The sequence below is a fragment of the Streptomyces sp. L500 genome, from assembly GCF_054551825.1.
The window spans coordinates 22346-42855 of sequence record NZ_JBTOLC010000003.1; the positions used below are offsets into that span (position 1 = coordinate 22346).

Sequence of the window (20510 nt, forward strand, 5' to 3'; positions counted from 1 at the left end):
TCGGGTACCTTTACGTGCCTTCGGGGCCGGGCCGGTGCGCCGCACTGCCCGTCCATGCCTGATGGGCCGCGTGCGGGCCGTTCTGCTGAGCCGCCGCCCGCTCGGCGGCCTTGCGCTCCTTCGCGGAGAGGCCGCGCATCCGCGCGCGGTAGACGTGGTCCGGGCCGTAGAGCCGGGGCCGGGCGTCGAGCTTCGCCGGGCGGCCCGCCGTCGGCCTGGGCTCCTCGCCACCGAGGGCGCCCTCGAACACGCCCATGCCGGGGAGGGCCAGGAACTCGTCCGTCCGCTCGCCCAGCCGGGCCCGGAGCGGAAGCCACTCGCTGCGGTCGGCCGCGCGACGGCCGCCGTTGATGACGGGACGGTGGCCCACCGTCAGATAGCGGACGGCCAGGGCCCACTGGGTCAGGTTCCACCGCCGCTCGTTACGCCGGGAGCGCTGCGCGCCATAGAAGGTGATGAGCGCGGGCGGGGCGAAGTAGAGAGTGAAGAAGAACTTCGACGGGAATCCGAGGATGAGCAGCAGCCCACCCACCCACACCGTGTAGATCACGGCACCGGTCACCAGGACGCGCCGCGAGGGGCCCTCGCCGAGGTCCATGCCGAACAGCTCGTGCTGCCGCGTCTCCAGGTCGAAGTGGCGGGTGAAGGTGTGCCCCACCCTCATGAACCGGCCACTTTGTTCCAGATCGCGATGAGCATGGTCTTCGCGGTTCCCGACGAGAAGACGAAGCCGGCCACGACCACTCCGGCCACGAAGTGGCCGAGGAGCTCGCCCCATTCACGCTTCGCGTAGTGGCCGACGGCCCTGACCGCAAGGACGATCAGGAAGATGTTTCCGGCGACCATGATCACCCAGGTCTGGAGTTCGGCCCCAGTGGTCAGCGCGAGTTGCATCGGTATTCCCCCATGATGAGACGGTGAGACGGGCAGCGGTGAATGGATGGAAGGCCGGCGGACCGGCGAAGAGGAAAGGGGTATCGGCGGTGCGGCAGGCCGGACCGGCTACGGCGTGAATCCGCCGTGGACCTCGGCGACCTGCCAGCGCTCGGCCTGCGCCGAGGCCACGCGGGTGAGCTTGACCCGGTAGGTCTGCTCGATCTCGGCCCCGCCGACGTTCCAGATGACGACGGCCGTACCGACGCGGTCGGTGCCGCTGCCCTCGTCCACGGTCCAGTTGCGGATCGTGCCGAGCGTCATGCCGGACGGCAGGGCGGGGATGGAGGCGCCCGGCGCGGCGACCGAGTCGGACTCGCCCGCGGCGTACTTCGAGAAGAACTCCTCGACCACACCGCGGGTCTTGTCGCTGAACTCCATGTCGTTGCTCTTGGCGGCCGGCGCGGGTACGGACGGGCCGCTGTTCGGCACGCCGACGATGCCGGGCTCGCCGGTGACGACGACGCGGCCGGACGCCTGGACGACGGGAACCTCCAGACCCATCCACCGGGTGGCGGAGGCGGGCTTGGCGTCCTTCTTGGCGTCGTCCTTCTTGGGCTCGTCCTTCTTGTCGCCCTTGTCCTTGTCGGACGGGGCGGAGTCCGTCGGCGCCGGGCCGCTCACCAGGAGGTCCACCCGGACGCGGGCACGCTTGTCGCCGAGCACGGAAACGGTGCTCGGCAGGACGACGAGTACCTCCTGGTGCCCCTTGGAGTTCCAGCCGGCGGCGGTCTCGGCCCCCCTGGGCATGTCCCGCGCCAGGGCGCCGACCCGCGCCTGCGGGTCGGCCTCGTCCCAGGTCAGATACGAGCGCGCGAAGCGCGCGGCGACCGCCTGGGCCTCCTGGACGGGGTATTGCGGACCGCTGTCGACCTTGGTGGGGGCGGGCTTGGGCGGGGCGGGGGTCCAGAACCACGAACGGATGCCGGTGATCGCGGCGAGGGCGACGACACCCCAGAGCACACCGCGGCCCACCTTCACGGCGAACTTGGAGCCGCTCTTCTCGTCCTCGATCTTCCAGGGGACCTGGCTGCCGGGGGCGGTCCTGGGCGCGCTCTCCGGCGCCGCCGGCTCGGTACGGGTGGGGCCGGGCGTCTGCGACTGGAGGCGCGCCGCGGCGTCCGTCCACTGCTGGAGGCCGGCGGGCGCGGGGGTGGGCGCGGGTGTGGCGGAGGGCTGGGCCGCCGGGGTCGTCTGTGGCGCGAGCATGTCATCAGTCGGCGCTGCCGGAGCCTTGTCGCGCGGCTCCGGCAGATTCAGTATTCGCCACACGACCGTCTTGAATGTGCTCAACCCTGGCGACCCTTCCCCCGTACAACGCCTGAGTGCGAGGACAGTACGTTGGCTGATTACTGATCGTCAAATGGCTTCATTTGACAAGTAGTAGCAGAACAGTTACCAAATCTGACCGATTCGATTGGTGCAGAGCTCCGACAAGATGGACTGTGTCGGAAACGCCCGGCCTCGGTTCACGCCCACGGGCGTGCCGGGGCCGACACGTTGTAGCCATTCTGTTGCTCAGGCCCTACGACATGGACCGGCCACGCCCGCGCGACTGCGTGGGAACGGGGTCGGCGACGGTGGGCCGGGCCTCGGTGCGGAGTTGTGGCTGTTCGGCCCTCGTGCCCAGTCTGTCGCGCAGCCCCGGACCACCGGTGTCCAGCGATTCACCCAGGCCGTTGGCGAGGGAGCTCGCCGGTTGGTGCTGCTGGGCCTTGGCCGCGGCCTCGGCGGCGTGCGTGGCCTTGAGGTCCGCCTCCATGCGCCGGACGTGCTCGATGACCTCGGGGTCCAGCTCCGGATTGAGCGTGGCCCGGATCTTGCGCTCGTTCAGCTCTTCCACGCCCGGCGGGATGCGGACGTTCTCGTACCGCTCGTTCTGGAGGAGATCCGATGCCTCCTGGTAGGCCTCGGAACGCTTCGGATCCTTCTTGGTATTGAATTCCTCGAACTTCCCCGAGCGGGCCAGCTCATAGAGCTCGTGGTTGTCCGACTTCGCCTTGAAACTCTCCGGTGTATGGAACTGGAGCTCGAACTTCTCTTTGGTCTCCGGGTGTTCCCACGCGGTGTTCACGCCCTTGTACACCGGGTCTTCCCAGGTGTTGTACTCGGACACGGTCTCGAAGCCGCGTTCCCGGAGCTCCGCGTAGGCCTGCTTCGTGCCCTGGACGTATTCGTCCGCCTCGAAAGTCAGCGTGTAGCGGTTGAGGTCGTCGACTTCCTCGCAGACTTCCTGCGCGTCGCCACCGTTTCGCTTCACGGTGACGGCGGCCTTCCGCCGGAAGGAGTCCAGGCCCTTCAGGGAATGCTCCAGGCCCTCCAGCCTGCCGCCCCGCTCGGCCGATTGGTGCTCGATCCCCTGCATGATTCCGTCGAGCCGGCCGCGCGCCTCCTTGGCGGCTTCCCAGCGGGCGGTGATCAGCCGGTTCTGGTCGGCCGTCAGCTTCAGGTGGTCCTCGGCCTTTTCCGCCGATCCCTGCCACGCTCCGACGTCTGAGCCGCTCACAGCTCGGTGGCCCCCAGCACCCCGCGCAGCTCCTGAAGGAGCCGCTCAGCCTCGTCGACCGTGATCTCCTCCAGGTGCGGAGGGTTCGTCTGCCGGGCGTCGAACGCCTCGAAGATCGCGCTGTCCGGCTCCCACACGTCGCCCTGCATGAACGTTTCGTCGAAGATGCGCTCGGGGCTCCTCCGACGTCGGACGACCGTGGTGGGGCCCTTGCCGGCACGCCACCTGCGCTCGGACGAGTACAACGCCCAGTAGGTGACCCAGCCCTGCCGGTCCGCCTCCAGCTCCGCGGCCCGCTCGGCGGTCACCGGGTGCAGCGCCTCCGGCCCCGGCACATGCTCGATGGTGCCCTTGACCTTGTGCCAACCCCAGTCAAGGAGCGAGAGGAATTCCCACTCGTCCCCGGACCGGCGCCACAGGCTGGAGGGCCGCTCCGGCGTGTACGGCTGCGTCGCCTTGACGAAGTACTCGTAATTGCTCTGATCACCCATCAGTGACCGTCCTTTCCGGTTGACATGCCGTAACGCCCGCTCTGCACCAGCTCCGCCGCCCGTTCCCGTGCCTTCGAGAACTCCGGTCCGGGCACCTCGCGCGCGTCCCGGACCCGGCCCGAGCGGTAGAGATCGTAAAGGAGCTGGTTCTCGGACTGGGCCGAATAACTCTCCGCCGTATGGAAGCGGATCTCGAATCGTGGCTCTCCGCCCGGACGCTGCCAGGCCGCCCGGAATCCCTTGTAGAGGGGGTCCTCCCAGGTGTTCCGTTCCGAGCCGGGGACGAGCTCGAAGCCCTGTTCGTGCAGGAGGGCGTATGTCTGCTGGACGCCCGCCGTGTAGTGATCGGTTGCGAGGACGAGGGTGTAGCGGTTGAGGTCGGTGACCTTGCGGGTGACGGCGGCGACGTCGACGCCGAGGCGTTTGCGGGCCGCCGCCCGACGGCGGAAGGCGAGGAGGGACTTCAGCCGGTACCGCTTTCCCTCCAGGCGGGCGCCGTACGGTCCGGCCAGGCGGGCCGCCAGGGCCTCCAGGACCGCGTCGAGCTGGGGGTGGACCGCGCGGGCGCGTTCCCATCGGGCCGTGACGAGGGCGTTCTCCTCGGCCGTCAGGGACAGGGTGCGGGCGTCGTCGGGGCGGGCGTCCTGCCAAGCGCCCACCGGCTTGTCGGTGCTCACAGTCCGAGGTCCCCGTTCGCCAGCCGTGCCGCCTCCGTCGTGTCGATCTCCACCAGGTGCGGGGGGTCGGACGGCCGGGCGCTGAGGAAGTCGTGGACGGCGTCGGTGGGCTCCCAGGCGCCGTCCGGGCCGTACGCCTCGTCGAGGACGCGCTCCGGGCTGCGCCGGCGCCGGACGACCGTGGTCGGCGGGGCGCCGGCCCGCCAGTCGGACTCGTCGGTGTAGTGGGCCCAGTAGGTGGCCCAGGACTGGCGGTCCGCCGCCAGTTCCAGCGCGTGTTCGGTCGGCAGCGGGTGCAGGATCTCCCGTTTCACGGGCGGCTTCTCCACCCCGTGCCACTCCCAGTCGAGCAGCGACAAGAACTCCCAGTCGTCCCCCGCGCGGCGCCACAGTCCGTCCGGGCGGTCCGTGGTGAAGCCCTGCGGGACCTCCGCGAAGAACGCGTACCGGGCGTTCTCCAGGCGCAGCCGCTCCGTCTCGGCCTCGGCCACGCGCGCGCGGAGGGCGTCCGCGTTCGTGGGGCGGCCGGGGCGGTCCTGGGCGTGGTCGGTCTCGCACTCGCTGAACATGTAGTTGTGCCGGATGCGCTCGACGGTGGGCCACAGCCACATCTGGTGCCAGTAGGCGAGCTCGGAGCCGACGCGGGCCGGGTCGGCGTCGGCCTCGACGGCCGCGCACCAGGCGGCGCGGAGGGCGGCGAGCTCCTCGACGACGCCGCCGTGCGCCGGCCAACAGGGCCAGATGCGCAGGTGGAGCTGGGGTGCGTAGTGGCGGCCGAGCCAGTCGATCCAGTCGGCCAGGTCCTGCCAGTCCCGCTCCGTGGCGCGCAGCGACCACGGGAGGTGGCCGCCGGTGGGCGCGCCGGTGGCCGTCGCCTCCAGCGCGCTCAGACGGTCGAGGATCTCACCGAGAATCTCCTCGACCTCGCCCTGTTCGCGCTTCACCCCCTGCGCGAACTTCTTGATGTGCTCTTCCAGATCCGCCCGATAGGCGGCGAAGTCAGAGACCTTCAGTGCGTCGTCCACGTGCCGTCCCCCCCCTTACAGCGGTCCGCCGATGCGGGCCGCGCGTGTCGCCTGCTCGCCGGCGCGCAGCGCCTGGCCGTCGCGGCTGCGGTCCCACGGCTCCAGCTCGACGATGACGCCCGGGGCGCCGCGGAAGAGGAGGAGAGCCTGGCCGTGCGGGAGCTGGCGGATCTCCTCGGGGCGCAGGATGCGGCGTTCGCGCTTGACCTCGGAGGTGCTGTAGCCGAAGAGGCGCTGGGTGTCACGGGAGGTGGAGAGCTCGGCCATCTCGGTCTCGCCGATGAGCTCGGAGAAGCGGCGCAGGGCCTCGATATCCTTCAGGCCGCCCATCACCATCGTCGCGGCGGCGTTGTCGAGGAGCGTGGCGGCTTCCTTGTCGCCCCAGCGCTGCCCCGCCTGGGCGAGGGACTGGAGGGCGTAGACGAGGTGGATGCCGTAGCCGCGCGCGTCGGAGGCGAGCGCGGGGAGCTTGGGCAGCGGGGCGACGTTGGCGACCTCGTCCAGCACCAGGCGCAGGAACGGGTCGAGGCGGCCGGAGGGGGTCCGGGGCGCGCGGCGCTTGGCGGCGTCGACGACCTCGCCGAGGAGCATGGTGGTGAGCGGCGAGACGTTGGTGGAGGCGTTGGAGTCGCTGATGAGGACGAGCGTGTCGCGGGAGGCGACGAAGCGGTCCGCGTCGAAGACCGGCACGCCCTCCTGAGGGCTCACGCAACGCAGGACCTTGCGCAGCGCGAGGGGTTCGAGCTGGGCGGCGAGTGTCTGCCGGGTGGAGGCGACGGTCTCGTCGGCGCCGGTGGAGACGGAGCGCAGCAGGACGTCCCAGCCGGGCTCGGCACCGGGGTGGTCGGTGAGGATGGCGCGGGGTTCGCTGGCCTTCTCCAGGTTGGTGGCCCAGCGCAGTACGTGCTCGATGGTGCGGCCTTCGAGCGCGGCCGCGTGGAGCAGGCGGGTGAGGGCGGACGAGGCGGTCTGCTGGAAGAAGCCGGCGTTGGTGGAGGAGCCGTCGTCGGCGCCCATGCCGACGGAGAAGGACAGGGCGCGCGAGGTGGCGGTCTCGCCGTCCTGGCAGCCGGCGACCGGGTCCCACACCATGCGCTCGGGCCAGCCGACCGTGTCGAGCGGGTCGAAGACCCATACCTTGCCCTGGCGGGAGCGCGGCTGGGCGATGACGTCGAGGACGTCGGCGCGGGTGGAGGTGACGACGAGTGGGCCGGGCGCGTCGAGGCAGGCGGGGATGACGACGTTGCGGGACTTGCCGCCGCCGGAGGGGGCGATGACGGCGATGGAGTCCTCCGGCGTGGCGACGAGCGGCTGTCCGCTGCCGAGCTGCCGGCCCATCCGCCAGCCGAACTCGCGCAGTTCGGCGCGGGCGACGGCCTTGGTGTCGTGGCGGCCGTCCTTGCCGGTGAAGGTCGAGCCGCGGGTCTGCGCGGCGGCGGCCCGGGCACGGGCCTCACCGAGGTCGCGCCTGGCCTCGACGGCGGAGGCCAGGCCCTCGCCGCCGGCGCCGTGGGTGCGGCGGGCGCGGGCTCGCGCGCCCAGCACGATCAGCGCGATGGGCAGGGCGATGAAGGCCAGCCAGACGCATACGGTCACGGCGGGCGAGGCGGCACGGATGCCGTCCTCGGCCAGGCCGTCCAGCGGATGGTGGAGGGCGAGGGCCTTGACGGTGGCGGCGACGTCCGTCACGGCCATGCCGTCGGCGGTCGTCACGAGGGCCAGGTGCCAGGTGGCGAGGAGCCCCGCCACGACGGCGACGCCCTTCACCAGGGCTATCTCGCCCTGGGGTCCGGTGCCCTTTTCCCTCTTCCGTCCCGTTTCCCGTGCGTTCGCCACGCGCGACCCCCGTCCTCGCCTGCGGTCCTGAATCGGAGCCCAGACGGTAACACCCGTCAATCCAGCGAAAGTCCCTGGTCAGGGGTGCGGGAGGGCGAGGGTCCGCGCTGTCGCGACGTCGGCGGCCCTGGCCCGGAAGCCCTGGGCCCGGGGCTCACCCCCGCACCGGGGTCCACGACGGCCAGGGCTCCGTGCGCACCGAGCGGTCGAGGTCGCCGCTGAGCTCGCGCAGGGTGCGGGCCTCCGGGGCCCCGATGCGGGCGAGCACCGCGTGCGCCTCCGACCAGTGCAGCCGGGCGGTCTCGGGCTCGGGGAGGCGGGCGGTGGCGTGGCCGAGTTCGGCGAGGGCGAGGCCCGCGCCGTACTGGTCGCCGTCGGCCGTGAAGGCGTCCACGGCGCGCGCGGCGGCGTCCGCGGCCTCGGCGGCGCGGCCGACGGCGCGCAGGACGCGGGTGAGGCTCATCAGGGTGCGGCCGGTGCGGCGGAGCTCCTCGGGGCGCAGCAGGGCGAGGGCGCCGCGGAAGTGGCCGGCGGCCCCGTCGAGGTCGCCGCGCTCCTCGGCGAGGGTGCCGAGGGTGCTCAGGGCGAGGGCCTCCAGGCCGCTGTCGTTCAGGGTGCGGCACAGGGCGCGGGCCGTGGCGGCGGCGTTCCCGGCGGCGTCGGCGCGGCCCCCGGTGGCCAGGGACCGGGCGAGGCCCAGGAGTTCGGGGACGACGGCGGCGGTCGAGCCGAGGGCGTCGTGGAGGGTGGCGGCGGCCCGGAAGGCGTCGGCGGCGTCCTCGTGCCGGCCGGCCCGGGCGAAGCAGGCGCCCAGCGCGCTGTGGGCGTGGGCGTGGACGACGGGAGGCAGGGCGTGGCGGACGCACAGGTCGCGGGCGGCGATCAGTTCGGCGAGGGCGGGGGTGGTGGCGGTGCCCATCTCCAGGAGCAGCCGGCCGAGGGCGAGGCGGACGCGCGCCTCGACGGCCGGGTCGCCGTCGGCGAGGGCGGCGCCGAGGAGGGCGAGGGCGGCCCGGCCGAGCCGGCGGGTGGCGTGGCCGCAGTCGTGCCGGAGGGTGCTGTCGAGCAGCAGCTCGGCGGCGGGCCCGAGCTCCGGCCCGGCGGTGGGCGTCCCCTCGGCGTACCGCTGGAGCACGGCGGCGACGTCGCAGGGGTCGGCGCCGGGGTCGCCGTGGTAGCGGCGGACCACCCGGCCGAGCGCCGCGCGGACGTGCTCCGGCTCCCCTTCCGGGCCGCACAGCTTCTGGGCGAAGGCGGACAGCAGGTCGTGGTAGCCGTAGCGCTCGGGGGCGGGCGTCTCCAGCAGGGAGCAGTCCACCAGTGATTCGGCGAGGTCCTCGGCCTCGTAGCGGGGCAGTTCGAGGACGGCGGCGACGGCGTCCAGCGGGAGGTTCGGGAGCCGGAGCGCGGCCAGCAGGCGGAAGGCGCGGGCCTGCGCGGCGTCCAGCTGCTCGTAGCTGAAGCGGAAGGCGGTCTCCACGTCGACGGTGCCGGAGCGCAGGACGTCCAGGCGGCGCCGGTCGTGCTCGTCCTCCAGCTGTTCGACGACGCCGCCGATCCGCCAGGCGGGCCGGCAGGCGAGCCGGGAGGCGAGGAGACGGATGGCGAGCGGGAGGTGGCCGCAGGCCGCCACGCCGCGGCGCGCGGCTTCCGCTTCGGCGTCGACCCGGTCCGCGCCGACGACGCGGGTGAAGAGTTCGAGGGACTCCTCGGGCGTGAGCACGCCGAGGGCGACGAAGCGCATGCCGGGGAGGGGGTCGAGCCGGGTGCGGCTGGTGACCAGGACCGCGCAGCCGTGGCCGCCGGGCAGCAGCGGGCGGATCTGCTCGGTGTTGCGGGCGTTGTCGAGCACGATCAGCACCCGGCGGCCCGCCACCGCCGAACGGAAGAGGTCCGTCCGCTCGGTGAGCCCGGCGGGCACCGCCTGGGCGGGCACCCCGAGGGCGCGCAGGAAGCCCTCCAGGATCTCCTCGGGCGGGGTGGGCCGTCCGTCGTCGTCGTGCAGGACGGCGTAGAGCTGGCCGTCGGGGAACGCGTCGGCCAGCCGGTGCGCGGTGCGCACGGCGAGCTCCGTCTTGCCGACGCCGCCGAGGCCGGATATCGCCACCACGGGCATGCCGTCGGGCCGCAGCAGCGCCTCGGACACGGTGGCCGTCTCGGCCTCGCGGCCGGTGAAGTCGGACGCGGTGAAGGGCAGTTGCCGGGGTGCCAGCGGCCAGGGGGCGGGTGCCGCCTCCGCGCGGGCCGGCCGCCGGCCGTCGAGGGGCCGGGTGTCAGGTGTGCGCGGCGCCGGGACGACGGGCACCAGGGCCGGGTCGGCGGCGAGCACGCGCCGGTGGAGCTCGCGCAGGGCCGGACCGGGGTCGACCCCGACCTCCTCCGCCAGCACCCGGCGCGCCTCGTCGTACGCCTTGAGCGCGTCGGCCTGCCGGCCGGACCGGCACAGGGCGGTCATCCGCAGCTCGGCGAAGCGCTCGCGCAGCGGGTACGCGGCGGTGAGCCCGGCGAGCTCCTCGACGACCTCGCGGTGGCGGCCCTGTTCGAGGTCGATCTCCAGCCGGTTCTCCAGCAGTTCGACCTTGCGCTCGTTCCAGCGGGTGCGCTGCCGCTCGGCGTACGGGCCGGGCAGGGCGAGCAGCGCGTCGCCGCGCCACAGGTCCAGGGCCCGCTCCAGGAGGCGCAGGGCGCCCTCCGCGTCGCCGTCGGCGCGGCGGGCGGCGGCCTCGGCGGCGAGCTCCTCGCACCGGGTGGCGTCCACGCGGTCGGCGGCGACGCGCAGCCGGTAGCCGCCGGACTCGGAGGTCAGGACGTCCGCGCCGAGCACCCGGCGCAGCCGGTAGGCGTAGGTGCGCACCGTGCCGAGGGCGGAGTGCGGCTGCTCCTCGCCCCACAGGGCGTCGATGAGCCGGTCGGCCGAGACCGTCCGGCCCCCGCTCAGCAGCAGCATGCCCAGCATGGCGCGCTGCTGCGGTGGTCCGAGCGGCAGTTCGGCCCCGCTCCGCCAGGCCCGCAGCGGGCCCAGAACGGAGAAGCACAGCCCCTCGGGCGCTTCCGGCGCGCTCGTTCCGATTGCCATGAATTCAGCCATACCTGTCGTGATTTCCTGTAAGTGGAGGGTATTCTGCACCCCCGGCCGCACCGATCATTTCCTTTCAGTTTCCTTTGGCTTTTTTCGGCTACTTTCGAACGCGGTCGTACAGGGTGGGGAAAAGTGCGGGGTAGAACCCTTGCCGGGCGGTACACGCTGGCCGAACGGCTCGCTAGCGGTTCCATGGGGACGGTGTGGACGGGGTGGGACTCCGTCCTGGAGCGGCAGGTCGCCGTGAAGCTGCTCCGCTCGCCGGTGGAGGACGACACGACGTTCGCCGAGCGGTTCCGCTCCGAGGCGACGGCCATGGCCAAGCTCAACCACCCCGGCATCGTCTCGGTGTACGACTACGGGCAGGAGCCCCCGGAGGCCGGGGGCACCGGCGAGCCCACCGCGTTCCTGGTGATGGAGCTGGTCACCGGCGAGTCGCTGGACGCGCTGCTCCGCCGCGAGGGCGCGCTGGCCCCGGAGCGGGCGCTGGACCTCGCCGTACAGGTCCTGGAGGCCCTGCGCGCCGCCCACGGGGCCGGGATCGTCCACCGCGACATCAAGCCGTCGAACCTGCTGCTGCGGGACGACCGGGTCCTGGTCGCGGACTTCGGCATCGCGCTGCCCGACTTCTCGCCCCGCCTCACCGCCTCCGGCACGCGGCTGGGCACCGCCCCGTACCAGGCGCCCGAACAGGCCGCCCGGGGCCGGGTCACCCCCGCCGCCGACCTCTACTCGGTCGGCGTGGTCCTCCACGAGATGCTGGCCGGGCGGGTGCCGTTCGACGGCGCGACCGCCTTCGAGATCACCCTCAAGCACCTCACGGAGCCCCCGCCGGAACTGCCGGACGACATCCCGGTCCCGGTGCGGGAAGTCGTGCGACGTGCGCTGTCCAAAGCGCCCGAGGAGCGGTGGGAGAGCGCTGCCGCGATGGCCGGTGAACTGGCCGCCGTGCGGGACGCGGTGGCGGTCTTCTCCTCGTACGGTTCCTCGGCCGCGGCCCCCGCTTCGAAGCCGTCCTCCGCCACGAAGTCCTCCGTCGCGGAGTCGTCCGCCGCGGAGTCCTCCGTCACGGAGTCGTCCACCTCCGGGACCGTGGCCGCCACGAGGATCGGTGGCGCCCGGTGGCGGGTCCTCGTGTGGGCGCTCGTGGTGGCGGGCATCGCGGCGAGCACCACCGCCGTCGCCGTCCCCCTGGTCCTGCGGGACGGCGGCGAGCGGCGCGCGCGGGCGACCGCCGAGGACGCCGGGAGCGTCCGTCCGGGCGTCTCCCCCGCCGCGCCCCGGGCGCTCGCCGCGCCCGGCGGGCCCGGCGCGTCCGCCTCCCCCGCCGCCTCGCCGAGCGCGAGTTCCGGCCATCCCGGGAGCAGCCCTACCCCCTCCGGAGGCACGCCCTCCGCGTCCGGCGGCGCGACGCCCGACCTGACGCGGCCCTCCTCGCCGGGCGTCGGCTACACCGTCCCCGACCCGGCGGCCACCGCGCAGCCCCATCGGAAGGGGACGGGCGACGGCACGGGCGGGGATTCCCGGCCCGACGCCGGCCGACCGGCACCGGGCCCCTCCAAGGACCCGGCCCCCGCCAAGGACAAGGACCCCGCCAAGCCGGCCCCCTCGAAGCCCGACCCCGCGAAGCCGGACCCGCCCGGGACGGCCGCCCTGCCGGCGAAGGTGCAGTGGCGCAACGGCTTCACGGCTCTCGACAACGACAACAGCCGGAACATCGACGGCAATCACGTCGGCACCTGGGACATCAACGCGAGCCGTGCCCAGCAGTGGCGGCCGACCAAGTACGGGGACGACAGCTACTCCTTCACCAACGTCGCCACCGACGGGAAGGTGCTGGACATGAACCGCGAGAACCGCATGGCCCAGATCTGGGGAACGCCCCAGGGCGCCGCGGCGAACCAGCGGTGGCGCGTCGTCCCCGAGGGCGCCGGCTACCGGCTGATCAACGTGGAGAACCAGGAGTGCCTGACCGCCGCCGGCCTGCACGTCCTGACCTACATCAGCCCGTGCGACGGCGGCTCCGGTCAGCTGTGGACGGCCGTGGACGCCGACAGCTACCCGACGAAGGACTCTTCCCCGTGAGCGGAACGACTCCCTCCGCTGGCTAGGTCCCGTCCTGGCCCTCGTCTTGCTCCTCGTCCTCGTACGGCGCCTCTTCCAGCAACCGTTCGCCGATGTCGTCGGACCAAACCCGCGCCCAGGCGCGCAGTTCGGCGATCCGGTCGTCCGCGAGCCCGTACGCGGCGAACTCGCGGTCGTCGATCCAGTCGGCGCCGTCGAGCCGGGCCCGGAGGTCGGCCGGGTCGAAGGCGTCGTCCCAGGCGTGCCGCCTGCCGAACTCCTCGAGTTCGGCGGGCGGCCAGTGGGCGGAGGCGGCGTGGACGTCGATGAAGTCGCGGGCGAAGCCCCGGGCGGCCAGGGCGCGGACCTTGGTGCCGACGACGTCCTCGGCCGCCAGGCAGGGGCCCAGCCCGGTGGTGACGAGCGGGCGCCAGACCGTCTCCTTGAGGAGCAGCACGGCACGCTCCTCCCCGGTCTCCGGGTCGGTCACCGCGAAGCGGGCCGACAGCGGATCGGCCTCGGTGTGCCCCACCCGCCAGCCGCGCTCCGCGAGGGCCGCACGCAGGGCCACGACGAGGTCGGGCAGCGGCTCCTGGCTGTCGGTGGCGAGCGTCGCGTTGCGCACGGGCCGGTCGACCAGGCCGAGCGCCCGCAGGGCGAGGCCGCCGGTCAGGACGAGCGGATACGCCGCCCCCGCCGTGACGAGATCGGCGATCAGCCGCCGGAGGGACCCGGCGATCGGCGCACGGCCATCCGCTTCCATGACCGTGATTATCGCCCAGGGAACGATCAAAGAATGATCTCCGCGTGCCCGCGCGGGGCGCGGTCGTGCCGCGCCCCGCGAGTGGCCCGCGTACGTCAGTGCTGCGGCCAGCCGTCCAGCTGCCGGTGGACCTTCACGGACGGGCGCGCCGGGTGGGCGGCGGTCAGCGAGCCGGGCCGGGACAGCAGGGCCTTGACCTCGTCGGCCAGGGAGTCCGCCCGGCGCTTGAGCTCGGCGGCGGGCAGCCGGGAGGCGCCCAGCGCGTCCAGCCTGCGGTGGATGTCGGCGAGCCGGTGCTGGGCGTCGGCGGTGAGCCGGGCGGGCGTGGCGGTGGAGACGACGAACTGGTAGGCGCCCGCGAGGGTCTGGCAGCCGTCGCAGTGCTCGTTGACGGCGTGGCCGTTGTTGACCGCGGTGAGCCGGACGTCCTCCCCCGAAAGGGTGACGACCTGGAAGGACAGGGCCACCGAGCGGCAGGCGTCGTCGGCGGTGCACCCCACCGACTTGGCGTCCGCGCGGTTGCCGACGCGGGCCGCCGCGACCGAGCCGAACTGGTGGACGGTGAAGCTGTCGCGGTAGTCGACGTGGTGGCGGTGGTTCGCGGTCGTCCGGACGCCGTCCTGGGTGACGACGACGGCCTCGGCGGCCTGAGCCGGGCCGGTGGCGGCCGCGGCGAGACCGGCGGCCAGCAGACCGATCCGCAGAAAGTGGCGTGAGAGGTAGGCGTTCATGGAGTGCTCCTAGCGACGGTGACGGGTGGATCAGTGGGTCGCGGCCGGCGTCGCCGTCGGCGAGGGCGCCGGGGTCGCCGGGGCCGCGGTGGTGGGTGCCGGGGCCGGGGTGCCCGTCGGCGCGGGGGCCGGGGCGGGCGGCACGGACGCGGCCGACGGGGACGCGGTCGCGGCCGGGGTGGGCGCCGGCTTGGGTGCCGGGGAGGGGGGCAGTGGGGGCGCGGTGGTGGGCGCCAGGACGACCGGGCCCGGGACCGCGGAGGGCTTGGGGGCCGGTGCGGGCCGGCCCGCCGGGGCGGCCGGGGCCGGGGAGGCCGACGGGGGCGGCGAGGGGAGCCCCGGCGCGGCCGGCGGGGTGCGCCAGGGCAGCGGGGAGAGCACGGGGGTGGCCGCGTCCGGGCCGGCACCGCCGGGGGTGCGCCCGGGGACGGGGAGCGGCGCGGCGGCCTCGCCCGGTTCCGGCACGGGCGCCACGGTGGGCACGTTGGGCTGGAGGATCGGCGCGATCGGCGGCTTGGGCGGCAGCGGCTTGGGCGTGACGCCGCTGGTCCAGGCGAAGGCGAGGGTCGTGGCCACGGCGGCGACGCCCAGGACGAGCGCGGCGCGCAGCTTGGGGCGGTCGGAGGTGGCGCGCAGGGCGTTGCGGCCGAGCCGTCCGGAGAGCCGGACGGACAGGTACGTCATGCCGGCCAGCGGCACGATCAGCATCAGGCTGCCCAGCACACCGGCGAGCCCGGCGGCCCACTGCCCGTCTGCGAACGCCTCGTACGTGCCGATGAGTTGCTGGGTGAGGGAGCGGACGCCCGTGGCGACCAGGCGCGGGAGGTTCCACAGGGCGTAGGCGACCTCGGCGGCCAGCAGCGGGACCATGGTGAGCACCCAGGTGGTGACCACGGCCCGGGCCCTCGGCTTGAGGTCGGCGACGGCGGGGTCGGTGCCGCGCCAGGGCAGCGCGCTCAGCAGGATCGGCTTGATCTTGCCGTAGAGGTCGGGCACTCCGGCGAGGTCGCCGAGGATGAAGTAGCCGTCGAGCCGGACGGCCGGCATCAGCTGTTCGAGCACCTCGAAGTGGCCGAGGTAGACCGCGCAGAGCAGGAAGGGCTGGCCGGTGGCGAAGTACGTCCCGGTCAGCAGCAGCATGAAGACGACGTTGAAGTAGACCCCGCCCAGGTCGGTGCGGATCCGCCCGGCCCGGCCGATGCGGTAGACGTCGGTGACGTCCGTGTACATCGAGGGCCAGATCAGGAAGAGGCCGCAGCCGATGCAGCCGGGTGTCGCGCCGTCGTATCTGCAGGCCGAGGCGTGGCCGAACTCGTGGAAGACGAGCGAGGCGACGGTCAGCCCGAAGACCACGAGCAGCAGCAGCGGCTGGTCGAGGACGTTGAGCACGGGCGTCATCGCACCGTGGAAGCCGAACAGCCAGGTGTCCATGGCCAGGGCCAGCACCAGCACGACCGCCACCACGGGCGGGCGGTGGAGCCAGGCCAGCGAGCGGGCGATGACGGCGACCCGCCGCTCGTCGAAGATCACGCGGTGGCCCTTGAGGGCCAGCAGCAGGTCGGAGCGCGGGCCGTCGACCTCGTCGGTCTCCTGGCCGGGCGGCACGGTGATGCCGAGCGGCTGGAGCTTGTTCTCCACGAGATAGCCGATGTTCTCGGCGCTGACCTCGCGGCCGAACGAGGCGCTGACCTCCCGGGCGATCTCCCAAGTGTCGCGCCGCCCGTCGACGGCGGAGGCGACCAGGTGGAGCAGCCGGGAGAGCTGCACCACCTGGCCGTCGCCGCGGCGGGCGATGTATTTGGGCTCGGTGAACCCCGAGCCCTGGTACTCGCCGTGGAGCCGCAGCCCGGCGCTGAGCCGCGGGACGACGGCTCCCGCTTCGGGCGGCGGCGGTGCGGGCCGCCCCGCGAGGGGCGGCAGCGGGGTCCCGGTGGCCTCCCCCTCCTCGTACGCCGGTGACAGGGCGTACGGAAAGCCACCGGGACCCGGCACCGGGGCTCCGTTGTCCCCTGTCCGGACCTCGGTCCCCCCGGTGTCGAAGTGGATCGTCGTGGTCGTGCCCGTGGTACGGCGATGGCGGCTACGGCCGGCCTCGTGGTCCCCGACCACCGTCATCTTGTCTCCCCCTGGACGAATTCCGACCGATCCACCGTTGTCCCCAACCCCCAAGCCCCCCCTGGGGATCGGCGGACCGCGCTTCCCCTGGACGCGGTCCGCCGAGCGCGTGGGCCGGACCGGCCTACTGCTTGATGGAGATGGACTGCGCCGCCTCGGACTGCGCCACCGCGAACGGCGAGCTGTCGTTCACCGCGAGCGACTCGTTGTGCGCGTGGACGTTGGCGATGTGCTTGGTGACGCTGGTGGTGCGGGAGAAGCTGAACTTCAGCTTCCCCAGGGCCTCACGGCCCGGCAGCAGCTCGGCGGACTCGGCTTCGAGCTCGTGCGCGTTCATGCTCATGGCAGTGCCTTTCTCTCTCACGACGTGTGAACGATGTGCGGTACTACTGCTGGACTACCGCTGCCGACTACTGCTGGATGGCGATGGTCTGCGTGGCCGCCGACTGGGCGACGGCCTCCGGCGAGCAGACGTTCAGCGCCGTCGACGTGTTGTGCGCCGAGACGTTGGCGATGTGCTTGGTGACGGTCGTGGTGCGGGAGAAGCTGAACTTCAGCTTCCCCAGGGCCTCACGGCCGGGCAGCAGCTCAGCGGACTCGGCGTCGAGCTCGTGCACATCGAGCATGGTCGTCCCCCTCGGGATGGTGGTCCGTACGACGACGGACCGAGGTGTCGCGTCCGGACCCGGGCAGGACCCCCCGGCCCGCGTCCGATGCGGTCGGACAAGCTGTCCAACGAGATTGGACAGTAGTGGGGTCCGCCGACGCCGCGCAAGCGGTTCCCGGAGATCCCTCTCTGGACGTCCTCCGTAGAATCGGTTCACCCGAGCGCGCCCGAGCCAGCCGAGAGCAGGAAGCGACCTTCAGTGACCAACGCACTGAGCCAGATCATCAAAGAGCGCCTGGACCGGCAGGGGTGGTCCTACGGGGAGGTCGCCCGCCGGGGCGGCGTTCCGCGCTCGACCGTGCACCACCTGGCGACGGCCGAGCGACTGGTGCGGATGCCGCAGCCGGCCACGCTCGAAGGACTGTCGCGCGGTCTGGAGCTCCCCCTGGACACCCTGCGCCGCGCGGCGGCCGAGGCCTGCGGGATCCACCTCTACCCGACCCCCGAGCCGGCTCCGGACACCAAGGAGCGCACCGCGCCGGCGGACCCGGAGGTCGATCTGCTGATCGCGAGTGTCCAGCGGCTGTCCTCCGACGACCGCCGGCATGTGGTGGCCCTGGTCGAGTCGCTGCTCGAACGTGCGCCCAAGGATCACCCGAACGGGGGCTGAACTGCCCGTTTGCCAGCGGGAGTTCCGTATACGGACGTCGGCCGCGATGCGCCCGGTTCCCGGATCACCGGAACCCGGCGAATATTCGCATCCGCCCGAGGAGCGCGTCCCCACCGGGCTATCGTCTCGGTCTGCCCGAAGCCAGGGGGAATGTGTGCTCGTTGTCAGTGGTGCCTCGACGTCCAACGCCGTCGTCCGGGGGCGCTGCGGGGAATCCGTGGTCCTGCTCTCCGGTGAACTGCCCGAAGTGCTCACCGAACGGAGCGTCGCCGAACTGCTCGACCTGGCGGCCGCGGTGCTGACCGGCGAGGAGATGGCCATGTTCCGCGACTGCCTGCGCGCGCTGCGCCGGGGGGAACGGCTGGGGCACCGCCGGGTGGAGGTGGGCGGCGCGGTGCTGACGATCTACCACGAGAGCTGAAACGGCGGGAGCCGCCCTCGGCCCCGAGACCGGAGGGCGGCTCCCGCGCGGGCGGGTCAGGCGAGGCCGTCAGTGGCCGTGACCGTGCCCACGGCCGCCGAGCGCCCCGAAGAGCCCGCCCTCGTTGCCGGAGCCGTTGCCCGACAGGATCGGGATGTCGTCGAGGATGTGCGACAGCGGGTCGTCCCCGTCGTTGATCGTCGAGTTCTCGGTGCACATCTGCTGCTGCTGCGACGACAGGATCGGGACGTCCTGGAGCCCGACGTTGAGCAGGCCGAGGACCGACTGGGCGCCCAGCTTCCCGATGGCGATGCACGGCTTGTTGAACGAGCCGTTGATCAGACCCATCTGCGGGCTCATATAGCCGCTGGTGTAGGTGTTGCCGTACATCTGCATGGCGCCGTTGGCGTTGTAGACGTCCCTGGCGTCACCCCCGCCTTGCGCGAACGCGGGGGCCGACGACACGCCGACCGCGGAAACCGCGAGCGCGGCCGTGGCCACAACCTTCTTGAACACGTTCTTCCCTCAGCTCCGGTCGACGAACTTCCTGAACTCACTGCCTAACTCGGAGCGATCGCGAAGGTTATCGGCCTTCATTCCTTCGGCCCAGCGCGGAACGGTATATCAGCACACCGGACGGAATTCCCCGAGAGGGCTCCGACTCCCCCGGAAAAAGGGGGAGTCCCTCTGCGGCGGGTCCCGCACACCCGCCGCAGAGGGACTCTTGTCCGTGGCCGGACGGTCCGGTCAGTGACCGTGCTCGTGCGACTCGAACTCCTCGCCCTCGCCGCCCTCGCTGTTGCCCGAGCCGTTGCCCGACAGGATCGGGATCTCGTCGAGGATGTGCGACAGCGGGTCGTCCCCGTCGTTGATCGTCGAGTTGTCGGTGCACTGCTGCTGCTGCTGCGAGGTGAGGATCGGGATGTCCTGGACGCCGATGTTGATGAGCGCGAGGACGGACTGGATGCCCAGCTTGCCGATGGCGATGCACGGCTTGTTCAGCGTGCCCTGGATCAGGCTCATCTGCGGGCTTTCCTTGCCGCCGGTGGCCGTGTTGCCGTAACCCGTCCTGGCGCCGTTGGCGTTGAGCACATCCTGGTCGTTTCCGATGGCCATCGCCGGCGAGGCGACGGCGCCGACCGCGGAAGCCGACAGGGCGGCCGTGGCGAGAACCTTCTTGAGCACGTCTATGCCTTTCGATCGAGTAGCGCCCCCACAGAGAAAGCGTTCTGAATAACTCCGGCCCATTCCCTGGGTTGCGGGGTTTCACTCGTTCGATCCAGTGGAGACGCGCTAGCTCCGATCGGCGTTCACATCGGCGTTCATAGCGAAAACCAAAAGGCCCTCAACGGGTCATTCGTCGATAGGAAAAAATGCTGGTCAGGGTCACGTACCGGTATTGCCCGCCGCGTTCGCTGCGCAGTTCGCCGCGCTCGATGAGATGGGCCACGGTCCACGGGGAGAGCCCCAGCAGCGAGGCCGCCGTACGCACCGGGACGCTCAGCCCCTCGAATACCGCGGGCAGGGGCTCCGCCGGGGAACGGCCGGCCGGAGCCCGGTCGTCCGGCGCGGGCGCGTCATGACGCGTACCACCGGCCGCGGCGAGACCCGTCGCGTAGTAGTCGTGTGCGTAGTAGTCGATCGCGGCAGCAACATGTCGTGCCATGTCGACGCGCACCATCCCCTCGGTCCAGTCACATTTACGTACCTGCCGCCAGGCTAGTCAGCTAGGCCGGAAGCGTAGGAGGCCCCTAGCCGGGCGTCAAGTATGGTTTCGCCTTGCCTGCCGTCCGGCTAGATTCCCTGCGTCGCACCTGTCCCGGCCGCCACAAGGGCACCGATGAGGCGGGGCACCCGTTACTTACTTGCCGACGGGCTAGTTAGGGACATAAAGAAAGCGCACCACGGACCAGCAGGAGAGTGAGCCCATGGGCAGCACACCCCAGCCACGCAAGAGCGACACCCGCGAGCGCATCCAGCGGACGGCCCTCGGTCTCTTCGTCTCGCGCGGCTACGAGAAGACCTCGCTGCGGGAGATCGCCGAGGAGCTCGGTGTCACCAAGGCCGCGCTGTACTACCACTTCAAGACCAAGGAGGACATCCTCGGCGCCCTCTCCGACCAGCTGGGCCGCCCGGTCGACGAGTTGATCGCCTGGGGCCGGGAGCAGCCCGCCACCCTGGCCACCAAGCGTGAGCTGCTGCGCCGTTACAGCGCGGCCCTGCGCGAGGCGGCGCCGATCTACCACATCCTCCAGGAGAACCAGGCGACCCTGCGGGAGCTCGCCATCGGCGAGACGCTGCGGAAGCGGGTGACGGCGGTCTCCGGGCTGCTCCACGACGGCGAGGCGCCGCTGGACACCCGGGTGCGCCTCTCCAGCGCCCTGCTGGCCGTCCACTTCGGCGCGCTCACCATGGACGCGCTGCCGGGGGACCGGGAGGACAAGCGGGAGGCCGTCCTGCGGGTCGCACTGGAGATCCTCGACTCCACCGCCCGCGAGGCCGCCACGCCGGCCGTCACCGCGGGCTGACGCGGCTCGGCGAGGGGAAAAGTCGGGCCGGCCGCTTGGGAAAAGTGGCTGGCCAATACACCGT

Annotated in this window: 21 protein-coding genes; 4 read left to right on the top strand and 17 right to left on the bottom strand. The window is 72.4% G+C overall.

The annotated features are described in order from the left end of the window. Nucleotides 1–10: 10 nt before the first annotated feature. From ACX9I7_RS05320 to ACX9I7_RS05360, 9 genes are all read right to left on the bottom strand, one after another. The gene (locus tag ACX9I7_RS05320) at nucleotides 11–664 is read right to left on the bottom strand and encodes a hypothetical protein (RefSeq protein WP_459386655.1); all 654 of its coding nucleotides are present in this window, start codon (nucleotides 662–664) and stop codon (nucleotides 11–13) included. Continuing rightward, nucleotides 661–894 carry a hypothetical protein gene (locus ACX9I7_RS05325; protein ID WP_459386656.1) on the bottom strand — a complete coding sequence of 78 codons (234 nt, stop codon included), beginning with the start codon at nucleotides 892–894 and terminating at the stop codon, nucleotides 661–663. Before ACX9I7_RS05325 ends, ACX9I7_RS05320 begins: the two co-directional genes overlap by 4 nt. Before the next feature lie 108 nt (nucleotides 895–1002). Continuing rightward, the gene (locus ACX9I7_RS05330) at nucleotides 1003–2226 is read right to left on the bottom strand and encodes a conjugal transfer protein (RefSeq protein WP_459386657.1); all 1224 of its coding nucleotides are present in this window, start codon (nucleotides 2224–2226) and stop codon (nucleotides 1003–1005) included. Between the two features lie 232 nt (nucleotides 2227–2458). Continuing rightward, entirely contained in the window at nucleotides 2459–3439 is a 981-nt protein-coding gene (locus ACX9I7_RS05335) for a hypothetical protein (RefSeq protein ID WP_459386658.1), read from the bottom strand. After that, a complete protein-coding gene (locus ACX9I7_RS05340; protein ID WP_459386659.1) occupies nucleotides 3436–3930 on the bottom strand; it encodes a hypothetical protein in 495 nt (164 codons plus the stop codon). The genes ACX9I7_RS05335 and ACX9I7_RS05340 overlap by 4 nt, the downstream gene beginning before the upstream one ends. Further along, nucleotides 3930–4607, bottom strand: coding sequence for a hypothetical protein (locus tag ACX9I7_RS05345; RefSeq protein ID WP_459386660.1), 678 nt, complete (start codon nucleotides 4605–4607; stop codon nucleotides 3930–3932). Before ACX9I7_RS05345 ends, ACX9I7_RS05340 begins: the two co-directional genes overlap by 1 nt. After that, the gene (locus tag ACX9I7_RS05350; protein WP_459386661.1) at nucleotides 4604–5632 is read right to left on the bottom strand and encodes a hypothetical protein; all 1029 of its coding nucleotides are present in this window, start codon (nucleotides 5630–5632) and stop codon (nucleotides 4604–4606) included. The genes ACX9I7_RS05345 and ACX9I7_RS05350 overlap by 4 nt, the downstream gene beginning before the upstream one ends. 15 nt (nucleotides 5633–5647) lie before the next feature. Next, a complete protein-coding gene (locus tag ACX9I7_RS05355; protein WP_358623805.1) occupies nucleotides 5648–7468 on the bottom strand; it encodes a type IV secretory system conjugative DNA transfer family protein in 1821 nt (606 codons plus the stop codon). A gap of 154 nt (nucleotides 7469–7622) precedes the next feature. Further along, the gene (locus ACX9I7_RS05360; RefSeq protein ID WP_459386662.1) at nucleotides 7623–10544 is read right to left on the bottom strand and encodes an AfsR/SARP family transcriptional regulator; all 2922 of its coding nucleotides are present in this window, start codon (nucleotides 10542–10544) and stop codon (nucleotides 7623–7625) included. A 135-nt stretch (nucleotides 10545–10679) separates the two neighbouring features. Here ACX9I7_RS05360 and ACX9I7_RS05365 point away from each other — a divergent pair, with 135 nt between their 5' ends. Further along, entirely contained in the window at nucleotides 10680–12632 is a 1953-nt protein-coding gene (locus ACX9I7_RS05365) for a serine/threonine protein kinase (protein ID WP_459386663.1), read from the top strand. Between the two features lie 22 nt (nucleotides 12633–12654). On the opposite strand, the gene ACX9I7_RS05370 is transcribed toward ACX9I7_RS05365, so the two are convergent. From ACX9I7_RS05370 to ACX9I7_RS05390, 5 genes are all read right to left on the bottom strand, one after another. Next, nucleotides 12655–13374 carry a nucleotidyl transferase AbiEii/AbiGii toxin family protein gene (locus tag ACX9I7_RS05370; protein WP_387577453.1) on the bottom strand — a complete coding sequence of 240 codons (720 nt, stop codon included), beginning with the start codon at nucleotides 13372–13374 and terminating at the stop codon, nucleotides 12655–12657. Nucleotides 13375–13469: 95 nt separating this feature from the next. Then, a complete protein-coding gene (locus tag ACX9I7_RS05375; RefSeq protein WP_387577451.1) occupies nucleotides 13470–14105 on the bottom strand; it encodes a hypothetical protein in 636 nt (211 codons plus the stop codon). Between the two features lie 30 nt (nucleotides 14106–14135). Beyond that, on the bottom strand, nucleotides 14136–16220 hold the full coding sequence (locus ACX9I7_RS05380) for a hypothetical protein (RefSeq protein WP_459386664.1): 2085 nt from the start codon (nucleotides 16218–16220) through the stop codon (nucleotides 14136–14138). 124 nt (nucleotides 16221–16344) lie between these two features. After that, complete coding sequence (locus ACX9I7_RS05385) at nucleotides 16345–16563, bottom strand: hypothetical protein (RefSeq protein ID WP_126914943.1); 219 nt, start codon at nucleotides 16561–16563, stop codon at nucleotides 16345–16347. Nucleotides 16564–16630: 67 nt separating this feature from the next. Then, nucleotides 16631–16846, bottom strand: a complete 216-nt coding sequence (locus ACX9I7_RS05390) for a hypothetical protein (protein WP_387577447.1) — start codon at nucleotides 16844–16846, stop codon at nucleotides 16631–16633. Between the two features lie 240 nt (nucleotides 16847–17086). Here ACX9I7_RS05390 and ACX9I7_RS05395 point away from each other — a divergent pair, with 240 nt between their 5' ends. Beyond that, nucleotides 17087–17497: a helix-turn-helix domain-containing protein gene (locus ACX9I7_RS05395; RefSeq protein ID WP_459386665.1), complete on the top strand. Its 411-nt coding sequence runs from the start codon at nucleotides 17087–17089 to the stop codon at nucleotides 17495–17497. Nucleotides 17498–17651: 154 nt separating this feature from the next. After that, entirely contained in the window at nucleotides 17652–17918 is a 267-nt protein-coding gene (locus tag ACX9I7_RS05400; protein ID WP_358623777.1) for a hypothetical protein, read from the top strand. 69 nt (nucleotides 17919–17987) lie between these two features. Here the strand turns inward: ACX9I7_RS05400 and ACX9I7_RS05405 are convergent, their stop codons facing one another. The 3 genes from ACX9I7_RS05405 to ACX9I7_RS05415 all read right to left on the bottom strand — a co-directional run bounded on the left by ACX9I7_RS05405 (nucleotide 17988) and on the right by ACX9I7_RS05415 (nucleotide 19584). Beyond that, on the bottom strand, nucleotides 17988–18434 hold the full coding sequence (locus ACX9I7_RS05405; RefSeq protein WP_387577443.1) for a rodlin: 447 nt from the start codon (nucleotides 18432–18434) through the stop codon (nucleotides 17988–17990). A 231-nt stretch (nucleotides 18435–18665) separates the two neighbouring features. Then, a complete protein-coding gene (locus tag ACX9I7_RS05410) occupies nucleotides 18666–19103 on the bottom strand; it encodes a rodlin (RefSeq protein WP_358623773.1) in 438 nt (145 codons plus the stop codon). Between the two features lie 160 nt (nucleotides 19104–19263). Then, nucleotides 19264–19584, bottom strand: a complete 321-nt coding sequence (locus ACX9I7_RS05415) for a hypothetical protein (protein ID WP_459386666.1) — start codon at nucleotides 19582–19584, stop codon at nucleotides 19264–19266. Between the two features lie 262 nt (nucleotides 19585–19846). On the opposite strand from ACX9I7_RS05415, the gene ACX9I7_RS05420 reads away from it, so the two are divergent. Next, nucleotides 19847–20446: a TetR/AcrR family transcriptional regulator gene (locus ACX9I7_RS05420; protein WP_459386667.1), complete on the top strand. Its 600-nt coding sequence runs from the start codon at nucleotides 19847–19849 to the stop codon at nucleotides 20444–20446. Nucleotides 20447–20510: the final 64 nt, after the last annotated feature.

Coding starts and splice junctions, on each gene's coding strand:
- ACX9I7_RS05320 (WP_459386655.1), bottom strand. CDS start 664: ATGAGGGTGGGGCACACCTTCACCCGCCACTTCGACCTGGAGACGCGG.
- ACX9I7_RS05325 (WP_459386656.1), bottom strand. CDS start 894: ATGCAACTCGCGCTGACCACTGGGGCCGAACTCCAGACCTGGGTGATC.
- ACX9I7_RS05340 (WP_459386659.1), bottom strand. CDS start 3,930: ATGGGTGATCAGAGCAATTACGAGTACTTCGTCAAGGCGACGCAGCCG.
- ACX9I7_RS05360 (WP_459386662.1), bottom strand. CDS start 10,544: ATGGCAATCGGAACGAGCGCGCCGGAAGCGCCCGAGGGGCTGTGCTTC.
- ACX9I7_RS05370 (WP_387577453.1), bottom strand. CDS start 13,374: ATGGAAGCGGATGGCCGTGCGCCGATCGCCGGGTCCCTCCGGCGGCTG.
- ACX9I7_RS05375 (WP_387577451.1), bottom strand. CDS start 14,105: ATGAACGCCTACCTCTCACGCCACTTTCTGCGGATCGGTCTGCTGGCC.
- ACX9I7_RS05380 (WP_459386664.1), bottom strand. CDS start 16,220: ATGACGGTGGTCGGGGACCACGAGGCCGGCCGTAGCCGCCATCGCCGT.
- ACX9I7_RS05385 (WP_126914943.1), bottom strand. CDS start 16,563: ATGAGCATGAACGCGCACGAGCTCGAAGCCGAGTCCGCCGAGCTGCTG.
- ACX9I7_RS05390 (WP_387577447.1), bottom strand. CDS start 16,846: ATGCTCGATGTGCACGAGCTCGACGCCGAGTCCGCTGAGCTGCTGCCC.
- ACX9I7_RS05415 (WP_459386666.1), bottom strand. CDS start 19,584: ATGGCACGACATGTTGCTGCCGCGATCGACTACTACGCACACGACTAC.
- ACX9I7_RS05420 (WP_459386667.1), top strand. CDS start 19,847: ATGGGCAGCACACCCCAGCCACGCAAGAGCGACACCCGCGAGCGCATC.